Origin of the sequence: Bradyrhizobium australiense (assembly GCF_013114825.1) — a bacterium.
In the GTDB taxonomy this organism is placed as follows: domain Bacteria; phylum Pseudomonadota; class Alphaproteobacteria; order Rhizobiales; family Xanthobacteraceae; genus Bradyrhizobium; species Bradyrhizobium australiense.
This window is the reverse complement of record NZ_JAAVLX010000008.1, coordinates 200468-212031: the sequence shown is the minus strand read 5'-3', so window position 1 is coordinate 212031 and position 11564 is coordinate 200468. Positions and strand designations below refer to the sequence as shown.

Genomic DNA, 11564 nt, shown 5'->3' with positions numbered 1-11564 from the left:
CCTAGAGTTGCGCCACAAAAGGGGTTATTTCTGGGCAATATTTTGTGTCATTGGGATGCAAATTTTTTGAGCAAGGCTGCGGGCGGCCGGAAGCGGAAGGCTTCGGGCAAAAAACCGGAATCGCCAACCGAAGGACGAGAGGAACGAGGCGAGGAGGGCGGCCCGGACGAGGCCGTGGCCTTCATTGCGGAGACCGTCGCCGAATTGGTCAAGCTCGCGGAGCGCCATCGGCTCGAGGTGCTCAGTCACTTGCTGGGCATGGCGCAACTCGAGGCGGAAGACCGGCTGCGCACCCGCAGCAAACGCAAGCTGTCGTGAGAGGTTGCTTACCTCGCCCCGCTTGCGGGGAGAGGTCGGAGACAGCGCGACAGCGATGTCTCCGGGTGAGGGGGTACCGGACCATCCGCATTCGCGACTCCTTGAGAAAGCCGCTCACCCCGACCCTCTCACCGTAAGAACGGCGAGACGGAGAAGAACGTCGCTACGCCCTAACCCGCCGGTTTTGCTTCACCGCCGTCCGCGGCTTCAACGCTGTATCTCCCGCACCCAATAACCGGCCGTCCTGCGAGTAAAGTTCGAGCTTGCGAACCGGCCGGCCCTTTTCCTTGTCGACCAGGATGCTGGCGATCTCTTCCGGGTGCTCGTCGAATTCTTCGCTCCATTGCCGCAGGGCGACCAGGATCGGGAAGACGCCGCGGCCCTTCGGCGTCAGCAGATATTCCTGATAGGCGCTGCCGTCGGAGGCGGGCGCGGTTTTCAGAATGCCCTGATCGACCAGCGCGCGCAGCCGCACCGCGAGGATGTTCTTGGCGAGGCCCAGCCTCTTCTGGAATTCGCCGAAGCGGCTGACACCGAACAGCGCCTCGCGAATGATCAGCATCGACCACCAGTCGCCGATCGCATCCAGCGACCGCGCGATCGGGCAATCGTCGTGCTCAAAGCTGGTTCGTTTCACCATTTCAGTCTCCGATCGGCTTGAGACCGATCACGGCTTTGTGTGGTTGCAATATTAAACCAGGTGCCTTACGTAAGCAATCTAGTTTAATAATGCAACTGTCGGAGACGGCCATGCGGCTCGCGAACAAGACGGCGTTGATCACAGGGGGCAACAGCGGCATCGGTCTTGCGACCGCAAAGCTGTTCGTGGCCGAAGGCGCCCGGGTCGTCATAACCGGACGAAATCAGACGACGCTCGATGCCGCTGCGAAGGAGTTGGGCCCCAACGCGCTTGCGCTCGCGGCTGACGCCACCGACATCGCGGCGACCGAAGCTGCGATCGGGAAGGGGGCCGAAAAGTTCGGCAAGTATGACATCCTGTTCGCCAATGCCGGCATCGCCGGCGGCACGCCGCTTGGTGCCTCAACGCTTGAGATCTTCGAGAAGGTCATCAGCACCAACCTCACCGGCGTGTTCTTCACCGTGCAATCTGCGCTGGCGCATCTCAACGACAACGCCTCCATCATTCTCAACGGCTCGGTGATCTCCGTGCTCGGCATTCCCGGCTATTCGGCCTATGGCGCAGCGAAGGCCGGCGTGCGGGCGATGGCGCGGATCATGGCCTCGGAACTCTCGCCGCGCGGTATCCGCGTCAACGTGGTGGCGCCCGGTGCGATCCGCACGCCGATCTGGGGGGCGGCGATCGCAACGCCCGAAGCCGAAAAGGCGTTTGAAAAGCGGATTGCTTTATCGACGCCGCTCGGCCGGATCGGCGAACCCGATCATATCTCGAGGACGGTGCTGTTCCTGGCGTCAGACGATTCTGCGCATGTGCAGGGCCAGGAACTGTTCGTCGACGGCGGCGCCACGGCGTCGCCGAGCGGCGCGCCGATCTATCGGGGATAAAGGTTAAGCCTCGGCAGATAACGATGCCGGTCAGCAGGCCCTGATACAGACTATCATCCGTCCTGATCGGCTGCGGCGGATTGGCGCTGAGCCGGAAAGCGCATTGAACCTCGGGCTTAGTTGGCAGACATTTCAAGACGGGAGTTTTTGGATCACCAAAAACCGGAGAGCCGTCATGGCGAAAACCGCTGGCATCTCTTCATCGGCATCACAAAATTCGGACGTCGCTCAGCTTGTTTCAATCGCCCTGTGTTCGGGTATCGGCCTTCTGATCTCCTTGGTCGTCGTTATCGGCCGTATGCACGGCATCTGGTACTGACCGGCGTTTCGATTGAGCGAAAGTGGCTGCCATCACACGCCGTGACGGCAGCCACTATCGCCTCGCGCTAGGCCGCGGCCAGTTCGCCGGCAGCTTTCAGCGCGCCGGCCACGGCCTTCTCACGATGCTCCGGACCGACCTGGATGCCGTCGGCGAAAATAAATTCCGGATTCCGGATGCCCATGAAGCCGAACACCCAGCGCAAATAGGTTTCGAGATGTTCGCCCAGCGCGGCAGGCGTACCCGAGCCGTAATAGCCGCCGCGCGAGATCGCGACGATGACCCGCTTGTTGCCGGCCAGCCCTTCGACGCCTTGCGCGCTGTACTTGAACGTCCTGCCCTTGACCAGGATGCGGTCGATCCAGGCCTTGAGCTGGCTGGGAATCGTGAAATTGTACATGGGCGCACCGATCACAACGATGTCGGCGGCCAGAAATTCTTCCAGCATGGCCTGACCGGCGGCGATATCCTCCCGCAAGGAAGCTTCCGGGGCCGCTCCCTGGCCGGCGGCGAGGTGCGAGCCGGTGAGATGGGCCAGCGGCGTCAGCGTGAGATCGCGGTAGCTGACTTCGAGGCCGGGGGTGGATTGGCGCAGGCGGTCGACAATCGCCGCGGAAACCTGGCGGCTGACGGAGTGGGGGCCGAGAACGCTGGAATCGAGATGCAGGAGTTTCATGGTAGTGGTCACCCTTTGGTATAGGTTTGTAACTGGCGCTATATGAGTGACCGTGGCAAACCCCCGCAAGAACGCACATTTTTTACACCCGAGCACACCTATGAGACCCGAGCACAAAAAAGTGCCTGCCCTGCCAGCCGGTCCTCACATCGACAGCGACTGTCGCGGCGCCGCCTCCGTGCTGGCGCGGGTCGGCGACAAATGGAGCGTGTTCGTCATCATGATGCTTGGCGATGGGCCCAAGCGCTTCAACGAGATCAAGCGCATGATCGGCGGCATCTCGCAGCGCATGCTGACGCTGACGCTACGCGGATTGGAAAGAGATGGTCTGGTGACGCGAACGGTGTTTCCGACCATTCCGCCGCGCGTCGACTATGAATTGACCGATCTCGGCCGTGGCCTGTCCAAGCCGGTGGAGGCCCTCGGCAAATGGGCGATTGAGCATCAGCCGGAGATCCAGCACGCGAGGATGAAGTTCGACGCGCGCAATGATAATGCCTAAAGCGTTTTCAAGCGAAGTGGACGCCGGTTCGCGTTAAGAAAACGCGTCAAAACAAGAATCTAGATCAGCGACACCAGCCCGCCGCCATGGCGCTCCAGGCGGCCCGCCAGTTCGAGTTCGAGCAGCACCGTGCGGACGATGGTGGGCGAGAGGCCCGACATCCGGATCAGATCGTCGAGGCTGACCGGGCTCGGCCCCAGCAGCGCAACGACGCGCTCGCGTTCGCCTGGATCGGTGTCGAAGTCGAGCGGCTCGTCGCCTTCGCGGGTCTCGAGCATGACCGGTCGCTCCAGGATCGGCTGAACCGCGTTGATGACGTCGCTGGCTTCGGTGACGAGCGCCGCGCCCTGTTTGATCAGATCGTTGGTGCCGGCGGCGCGCGGATCGAGCGGTGAGCCCGGCACCGCGAACACTTCACGGCCCTGTTCGGCCGCCATCCGCGCCGTAATCAGCGATCCCGACCGATGCGCGGCCTCGATCACGACGACGCCGAGCGAGGCGCCCGAGATCAGGCGGTTGCGGCGGGGAAAGTCGCGGGCGCGCGGTACATGGCCGAGCGGCATTTCGGAAATCGCGCCGCCATGCTCGAGCAGCGCCGTGAGCAAATCCGCGTGCTCGGGTGGATAGATCCGGTCGTGGCCACCGGCCAGCACCGCGACCGTGCCGCTTTGGATCGTCGCGCGATGTGCGGCCTGATCGATGCCGCGTGCCAGGCCTGAGATGACGACGAAGCCGGCGTCGCCGAGATCGCGCGCTAGTTGACCAGCGAATTTCAATCCGGCGCCGGAAGCGTTGCGCGAGCCGACGATCGCGATCATCGGCCGCATCAGCACCTCAGGTGCACCGCGCACGCCGAGCAGCGGCGGCGGATCGTCGAGCGTCGCCAGCCGCGGCGGATAGGCGGCTTCGCCCGGCGCCACCAGCGAGACGCCGATATTGCTCGCCGCAGCGATCTCAGCCCGCGCTTCCTCCTCGCTGCAGATGCGCCCCGAACGCACAGCGCCGCCACGTTGCGCCAGATCAGGCAGTCGCTCCAGCGCCGCGCGCGCATTGCCGAAATGACTGATGAGCGAGTTAAAGGTCCGCGGGCCGACATTGTCGCTGCGGATCAGCCGCAGCCGGTCGATCCGGTCGGCGTCGGTGAGGTGGCGTGTCTGAGGTGTCCGGTCGTGCATGCGAGCGCAGCTTTGCCCAACCTGAGATTGCGATCAACTGGTTTGATGGTGGGCTCTTCCGCTTGCTCAGCGCCGGCGCGCTCCGTAACCTGCCTTGTCACTATAGAAAGTGCCCCGATGATCTCTCTCGCCGACCTCCAGCGCCGCATCGATGCCGGCGAACTTTCACCCGACGCCGCCGTCGCGCAGTCGCTGGAAGCGATCACCGCACAGGACAAGACCATTGGCGCTTTCGTCTGCCGTGCCGAAAATGTGCGCGCGGCAAGCGCCGGACCGCTGCAGGGCATCGCGGTGGGCATCAAGGACATCATGGATACGGCGGATTTTCCGACCGAAATGGGCTCGCCGATCTACCGGGGATATCGGCCGCGCGGTGACGCGGCGGTAGTGATGATGCTGAAGCAGGCGGGCGCAAGCATCATCGGCAAGACCACGACGACGGCATTCGCCTCCATCGATCCGACGCCGACGTTCAATCCGCACAACAAGGGCCATACACCCGGCGGATCGTCATCGGGCTCGGCCGCCGCGATGGCGGCCGGCATGATTCCGCTGGCGCTGGGCACGCAGACCGGCGGTTCGGTGATCCGACCGGCTTCGTTCTGTGGCGTCGCCGCAATCAAGCCGTCCTACCGCTTGCTGCCGACGGTCGGCGTCAAATGCTACTCGTGGACGCTCGATACGGTCGGGCTGTTCGCGGCCGGCGTCGATGACGTCGCGCGCGGGCTTGCCGCAATGACCGGCCGGCCCGAATTGCTTCTTCCACCCACGATTCCAACGCCGCGCATCGGTGTCGTGACCCAGGATTTCGCCGGCGCGCCGGAAATGTCAGGCGACGAGGCATTGCGGATTGCGACGCGGGCGGTGGAGAAAGCCGGAGCGCCGGTGCGCGCGTTGGACTTGCCCAGGATTGTCGCCGAGGCATGGTCGGCGCAACCGGTCATTCAGGAGTTCGAGGCGCATCGCGCGCTCGCCTGGGAATACCGTGAACATTACGACGCGATGGCGCCGCTCTTGCGGGCCAAGCTGGACGAGAGCAGGGACACAACACCTGCGGCCTATGACGCGGCGATCGGAACAGCGAACCGTGCCAGACAAGCGCTGGAAAAAGTGTTCGACGATGTCGATGTGCTGCTGACCTTGTCGGCGCCTGGCGCGGCGCCCAAGGGATTGGGCTCGACCGGCGACGCCCGTTACAACCGGCTGTGGACCCTGATGGGCGTGCCCTGCGTCAACGTTCCGGCTTTTGTCGCGGGAGTCAATTTGCCGGTGGGCGTGCAGGTGATTGCGAGATACGGCGCTGATGCCCAGGCGCTGGCCGCGGCGCGATTTGTGGAGCAAGCTCTCGTCGGGCGGATCAGCGCAGCTTAATCCGCCAAGTTATCTGGCCCCATCGGCAGATTACGCTGCGCTAATCCGCCCTCCGGCAATACGCCTACCTCGCCCCGATGCGTCCTTCGGTCCCGGCTTGCAACCGCTTGATGTTCTCGCTGTGCTTCCAGAACAGGAGAAGCGTCAGTACCACGAACAGCGACGCCAGCGCCGGATGGCCGAACCACCACAGGAACAGCGGCGTGACAAACGCAGCGACCAGTGCCGATAGCGACGAATAGCGCGTGGTGAGGGCGGTGGCTAACCAGATCAGGCAGAACATCACGGCAGCCGGCCAGAACAGGCCGATCAGCACGCCGATATAGGTGGCGACGCCTTTGCCGCCGTTGAACTTGAGCCAAACGGGGAAGAGGTGACCAAGGAATGCGCCTAGCGCGCCCAGCATCGCCGCATCGGCACCGCCGAAATAGCCTGCGATCACCACCGCAACCGTGCCCTTGAGCATATCGCCGATCAGCGTCGCAGCGGCGAGGCCCTTGCGCCCCGTGCGCAATACGTTGGTGGCACCGATGTTGCCAGAACCAATCGAGCGCAGGTCCTGCGTGCCCGCGACTTTGGTCAGCACCATCCCGAAGGGAATTGACCCGAGGAGATATCCGATCAGGAAGGCGACGACGAGGAATGCCTCAGACATTGCGGTAGCTCCCACCGCGGCCTGTTTTTGACGAATCAGACGTGTTCATAAACTGTCCGCCCGCCCACGATAGTACGCACGACGCGCCCCGAGAAGCGGGCTTCGTCGAACGGCGTGTTCTTGCACTGCGATTTAAGGTCGGCGGGATCGAGCACCCACGGCGTATCCGGGTCGATGACGATCACGTCGGCCGGGGAACCCGCCCGCAGCGAACCGCCGGGCAGGCCCAGCAGTTCCGCCGGGCGGGTCGACATCGCCCGGATCAGCGTCTTGAAATCCATCTCGCCGTTGTGGATCAGCCGCAGCGCCGCCGGCAGCATGGTCTGCAGCCCGACCGCGCCGGACGCTGCTTCCGCGAACGGCAGCCGCTTGACCTCGACGTCCTGCGGATTGTGATCGGACATCACCACGTCGACCAGGCCGGAGGCGACGGCTGCGACCAGGGCGAGGCGGTCCTCCTCGGTGCGCAGCGGCGGCGAAAGCTTCAGAAAGGTACGATATGGGCCGATGTCGTTTTCGTTCAGCGTGACGTGGTTGATCGACACCGAAGCGCTGACATCGAGGCCAGCGTCGCGTGCACGCTTAAGGATTTCCAGCGACTCGATTGACGATAGCGAGGCCGCGTGATAGCGCCCGCCGGTAAGGGCCACGAGACGCATGTCGCGCTCGAGCATCACCGCCTCGGCAGCGTTGGGAATGCCGACAAGCCCAAGTCGCGCAGCGAACTCGCCTTCGTTCATCACACCTTCGCCGACGAGATCAGGATCTTCCGTGTGGTGCACGATCAGCGCGTCGAAATCGCGCGCATAGGTCAGCGCCCGGCGCATCACCTGCGCGTTGGTGACGCTCTTGTCGCCATCGGTGAAGGCGACCGCGCCGGCGGCCTTCAACAGCCCGATCTCGGTCATCTCGTCGCCGCGCAGGCCTTTTGTCAGGGCCGCCATAGGGTGGATGTTGACGATCGCGGTGTCGCGGGCGCGGCGCAGCACGAAGTCGACGGTTGCCGAATTGTCGATGACGGGCGAAGTATCCGGCTGGCAGATGATGGTAGTGATGCCGCCGGCGGCTGCCGCTTGGCTCGCGGAAGCAAAGGTTTCGCGATGGCTGGCGCCGGGCTCGCCGACGAAGGCGCGCATATCGATCAGCCCGGGGGCGACGATCTTGCCGGCGCAATTGATGATGTCGGTGCCTTCGGGCACGCCGGCGGCGCCGATGCCGCGCCTGGAGTCTCGGATCGTTCCGTCGGCAATCAGGACGTCGCCGGGGCCGTCAAGATCCCTGGAGGGATCGACGACGCGGGCATTAGCCAGCAGGATCGGGCGGCGGTCGGTCAGCATGATTTACGCGTTCGGCAGGTTGCGGGCGAGTGCTTCAAGCACCGCCATCCGCACTGCCACTCCCATTTCCACTTGTTCACGGATCAGCGATTGCGCGCCGTCGGCCACGATCGAATCGATTTCCACGCCGCGGTTCATCGGGCCCGGATGCATTACCAGCGCGTCCGGCTTGGCGTAAGCGAGCTTCTTCTGGTCGAGACCGAAATAGTGGAAGTATTCCTGGCTCGACGGCACGAAGGACCCGTTCATGCGCTCGCGCTGCAGCCGCAGCATCATCACGATATCGGCACCGTTGAGGCCTTCGCGCATGTCGCGCGCCACCTCGACGCCCATCCGCTCGATGCCGCGCGGCAGCAGCGTGGAGGGCGCGACGACGCGGACGCGCGCGCCCATGGTGTTGAGCAGGAGGATATTGGAGCGCGCCACGCGCGAGTGCATGACGTCGCCGCAGATCGCGATCACGAGGCCTTCCAACCGGCCTTTATTCCGGCGGATGGTCAGCGCGTCCAGCAGCGCCTGGGTCGGATGTTCGTGCGCGCCGTCACCGGCATTGATCACGGAACCGTCAACCTTGCGCGCCAGAAGTTCCACCGCGCCGGAGGCGTGGTGCCGCACCACCAGGATATCCGGGTGCATGGCGTTGAGCGTCACGGCGGTGTCCATCAGCGTCTCGCCCTTGCGGATCGAAGACGAGGACACCGACATGTTCATGACGTCGGCGCCAAGCCGTTTTCCCGCCAGTTCGAACGAGGATTGGGTTCGGGTGGACGCCTCGAAAAACAGGTTCACCTGGGTGCGACCGCGCAAGGAAGTGCGCTTTTTGTCCACCTGGCGGTTGAGCTCGACATATTCCTCGGAAAGGTCGAGCAGGCCGGTAATATCGGCAGCGGAAAGCCCCTCGATTCCCAGCAGATGCCGGTGCCCGAGGACGAAGGTCGATTTCGATACAGGGGTCATTAAAGCCAGAGCTATAGGCAGAGATGCCACGCAGGGCAAGCTTCAAATCCCCCATGCGGACTTATCCACCAAGGCTTCGACGGCAGGGTAAACGGGGTAGCGCTGTGTTCCGCGCCTGCGGATTCCACTAGGATGGCCGGGATCGGCAGGCGGTACATCGAGCCATGGTAAACGTGCGGCATTTCATTCAATGCATTCGGACCATGTGGGCACTGGCGTGACCGTCGACAGGGGTGCGGGAAGGCGGATGGCACTCGCGGCGATATTCGCAGCGGGTTGCATCGCAAGCGCCTCCGCGCAGGCGCAGAAGCTGCCGGCCGGTTTCGTCTATCTGCGCGATGTCGATCCGACCATCATCCAGGATATCCGTTACGCCGGTTCGAACAACTTTGTCGGCAGGCCGCTGCGGGGCTATGGGGCCGCCGAATGCGTGGTGAAGCGCAAGGTCGGCGTGCTCTTGAAGAGCGTTCAGAAAGAGCTCGCGCTGCAGGACCTGTCGCTGAAGATGTTCGATTGTTATCGCCCGGCGCGTGCGGTGGCCGACATGTTGGCGTGGTCGCGCGATGGTCGGGAAACGACTGCGCAAAGGCGCTACAATCCCTCGTTCAGCAAGGCCGACCTGTTTCGCCTGGGCTATATCGCCGAACGTTCCGGGCATTCCACCGGTGCGGCGCTCGATCTCACGTTGGTTGATCTGAAGGTCGACAATTCAGCGACCTTCAATCCCAACAAGGACTATGCCGACTGCATCGGCAACGTGAACCTGCGCACCCCGGAAGGCAGCGTCGACATGGGCACCGGCTATGATTGTTCCGACGCCAAGGCGCACACGGCCGCGAGATCCATTACGGCAGCCCAGCGCCGCTGGCGCGAGAAGCTGGTTCTGCTGATGGCGCGGCGAGGATTTGTAAACTATTCAAAGGAGTGGTGGCACTTTTCGCTGCCGGGCGCGGCCGGGCAGGCCTATGATTTCCCGATCACCCCGCGGAAGTGATTTAACGGTTCCAGGACCAGCCATGAGCCAGGCAACATTTTCGACCCACGAGGTCTTCAACCAGTCGCCGCCATTTTGGGATGTCGACCTGTATACGTTCGACCGTCCGCTGGTCGATGCAGTCGCCGCCAATGGCGGCGCTGCAGCAGAGGGCGAGCTGTCGGAATTCGGCAAGCATTGGGGCTCGGCGGCGATGGCGGAGCGCGGCCGTGTTGCCAACGACAATACGCCCAAGCTGCGCACCTTCGATTCACGCGGCAATCGCCGCGATGAGGTCGAGTTTCACCCCGCGTATCACGAGTTGATGTCGCATAGTGCGCATGCCGGCGTGCACAACTCGACTTGGACTCCCGAAGGCAAACAAGCCGGCGGCGCCTCCGAAGTGATACGCGCGGCGAAATTCTACATGGCCGCGCAGGTTGAGACCGGGCATCTGTGCCCGATCACCATGACGCGGGCCTCTGTTGCTGCGCTAGCGGAACAGCCGGATCTTTTGGCCAAGGTGATGCCGGTCGTCGCGACGCGTTCCTATGACCCGAGCTTTGCGCCATGGCCGACGAAACGCGGCATGACGCTCGGCATGGGCATGACCGAGAAGCAGGGTGGCACCGATGTGCGCTCCAATATGACGCGGGCGGAGCGCGACGGGGACACCTACCGCATCACCGGACACAAATGGTTCATGTCGGCGCCGATGTGCGATGCTTTCCTGGTGCTGGCGCAGGCCGAGCAGGGATTGACCTGCTTCTTCATGCCGCGCTTTGCGCCCGACGGCTCGGTCAACGCGATCAGGTTCCAGCGGCTGAAGGACAAGCTCGGCAACCGCTCCAATGCTTCCTCCGAGGTCGAGTTTCATGGCGCCTATGCTGAGCGCGTCGGCGCCGAAGGCAAGGGCATCCGCACCATCATCCAGATGGTGCAGTTGACGCGGCAGGATTGCGCAACCGCCTCCGCCGGGCTGATGCGATCGGGCCTGGCGCATGCGCTGCATCATGCGCGGCACCGCAGGGTGTTCCAAAAACATCTCGCCGATCAGCCGCTGATGCAGGCGGTGCTGTCGGACATGGCACTGCATGTCGAGGCCACGGTCGCACTGGTGATGCGGCTGTGCCGTTCGTTCGACCGTGCGCCGGAGGATGCGAAAGAGGCGGCCTATATGCGGCTGCTGACGCCCGCCATCAAATACTGGGTTTGCAAGAGCGCTCCTAGCTTCCTCTATGAGGCGATGGAGTGCCTCGGCGGCAATGGTTACGTGGAGGAGGGCATTCTGGCGCGCCACTACCGGGAGTCGCCGGTCAATGCGATCTGGGAAGGCTCCGGCAATGTGATGTGCCTCGACGTGCTGCGCGCGCTGTCGCGCGAGCCGGAAGCAGCCTCCGGCATCGTGCATGAACTGACCGGCGAGACGCTCGGATTGCCAGGCGCGGGCGAGGCAACCGCGTTCATCGGGAAGACGTTCCACCGGCTTGACAGCGAGCGTGTGGCGCGGCTGGCGGTCGAAAAACTGGCGCTGCTGGCCGCTGCTGCCGCGCTCAACACCGTGTTGCCGCGGCAGGCGGAGTTGTTCGCAGCCACCCGCCTTGCCGGCAACCACGCCGGCATGTATGGCGCGGTCGATCTGGCCAATGATGACATCCGCGGCCTGCTGGAGCGGGCACTGCCGTGAATACGCTTTTCGCTGTCATGGCAGGGCTTGCCGCCTTCGCTGAAGCTTCGGCGGCCGAGCGCAACTTGTG

Annotated in this window: 13 protein-coding genes; 7 read left to right on the top strand and 6 right to left on the bottom strand. The window is 63.7% G+C overall.

Annotated elements, in window-relative coordinates; translation table 11 throughout:
- Window positions 1-66: 66 nt before the first annotated feature.
- Entirely contained in the window at window positions 67-318 is a 252-nt protein-coding gene (locus HCN58_RS25090) for a hypothetical protein (RefSeq protein ID WP_171581864.1), read from the top strand.
- A gap of 163 nt (window positions 319-481) precedes the next feature.
- Here the strand turns inward: HCN58_RS25090 and HCN58_RS25085 are convergent, their stop codons facing one another.
- Window positions 482-958 carry a winged helix-turn-helix transcriptional regulator gene (locus tag HCN58_RS25085; RefSeq protein WP_171582056.1) on the bottom strand — a complete coding sequence of 159 codons (477 nt, stop codon included), beginning with the start codon at window positions 956-958 and terminating at the stop codon, window positions 482-484.
- Window positions 959-1068: 110 nt separating this feature from the next.
- On the opposite strand from HCN58_RS25085, the gene HCN58_RS25080 reads away from it, so the two are divergent.
- Entirely contained in the window at window positions 1069-1842 is a 774-nt protein-coding gene (locus HCN58_RS25080) for an SDR family oxidoreductase (protein WP_171582055.1), read from the top strand.
- Window positions 1843-2017: 175 nt separating this feature from the next.
- Window positions 2018-2161, top strand: a complete 144-nt coding sequence (locus HCN58_RS25075; protein ID WP_171582054.1) for a hypothetical protein — start codon at window positions 2018-2020, stop codon at window positions 2159-2161.
- 67 nt (window positions 2162-2228) lie between these two features.
- On the opposite strand, the gene HCN58_RS25070 is transcribed toward HCN58_RS25075, so the two are convergent.
- Window positions 2229-2837, bottom strand: a complete 609-nt coding sequence (locus tag HCN58_RS25070) for an FMN-dependent NADH-azoreductase (protein WP_171582053.1) — start codon at window positions 2835-2837, stop codon at window positions 2229-2231.
- Window positions 2838-2937: 100 nt separating this feature from the next.
- Here HCN58_RS25070 and HCN58_RS25065 point away from each other — a divergent pair, with 100 nt between their 5' ends.
- Window positions 2938-3339: a winged helix-turn-helix transcriptional regulator gene (locus HCN58_RS25065; RefSeq protein ID WP_171582052.1), complete on the top strand. Its 402-nt coding sequence runs from the start codon at window positions 2938-2940 to the stop codon at window positions 3337-3339.
- Window positions 3340-3398: 59 nt separating this feature from the next.
- On the opposite strand, the gene dprA is transcribed toward HCN58_RS25065, so the two are convergent.
- Window positions 3399-4514 carry a DNA-processing protein DprA gene (gene dprA, locus HCN58_RS25060; RefSeq protein WP_171582051.1) on the bottom strand — a complete coding sequence of 372 codons (1116 nt, stop codon included), beginning with the start codon at window positions 4512-4514 and terminating at the stop codon, window positions 3399-3401.
- 117 nt (window positions 4515-4631) lie between these two features.
- Here dprA and HCN58_RS25055 point away from each other — a divergent pair, with 117 nt between their 5' ends.
- Window positions 4632-5885 carry an amidase gene (locus HCN58_RS25055; RefSeq protein WP_171582050.1) on the top strand — a complete coding sequence of 418 codons (1254 nt, stop codon included), beginning with the start codon at window positions 4632-4634 and terminating at the stop codon, window positions 5883-5885.
- Window positions 5886-5949: 64 nt separating this feature from the next.
- Here the strand turns inward: HCN58_RS25055 and plsY are convergent, their stop codons facing one another.
- From plsY to HCN58_RS25040, 3 genes are read right to left on the bottom strand one after another with little or no spacing between them, the layout of a single operon-like run.
- The gene (plsY, locus tag HCN58_RS25050; RefSeq protein ID WP_171582049.1) at window positions 5950-6540 is read right to left on the bottom strand and encodes a glycerol-3-phosphate 1-O-acyltransferase PlsY; all 591 of its coding nucleotides are present in this window, start codon (window positions 6538-6540) and stop codon (window positions 5950-5952) included.
- A 35-nt stretch (window positions 6541-6575) separates the two neighbouring features.
- Window positions 6576-7877, bottom strand: coding sequence for a dihydroorotase (locus HCN58_RS25045; protein ID WP_171582048.1), 1302 nt, complete (start codon window positions 7875-7877; stop codon window positions 6576-6578).
- A 3-nt stretch (window positions 7878-7880) separates the two neighbouring features.
- The gene (locus tag HCN58_RS25040) at window positions 7881-8834 is read right to left on the bottom strand and encodes an aspartate carbamoyltransferase catalytic subunit (RefSeq protein WP_171582047.1); all 954 of its coding nucleotides are present in this window, start codon (window positions 8832-8834) and stop codon (window positions 7881-7883) included.
- A 247-nt stretch (window positions 8835-9081) separates the two neighbouring features.
- Between HCN58_RS25040 and HCN58_RS25035 the strand changes: the two genes are divergently transcribed.
- On the top strand, window positions 9082-9828 hold the full coding sequence (locus HCN58_RS25035) for a M15 family metallopeptidase (protein WP_171582046.1): 747 nt from the start codon (window positions 9082-9084) through the stop codon (window positions 9826-9828).
- Window positions 9829-9850: 22 nt separating this feature from the next.
- Window positions 9851-11494: an acyl-CoA dehydrogenase family protein gene (locus tag HCN58_RS25030; RefSeq protein WP_171582045.1), complete on the top strand. Its 1644-nt coding sequence runs from the start codon at window positions 9851-9853 to the stop codon at window positions 11492-11494.
- Window positions 11495-11564: the final 70 nt, after the last annotated feature.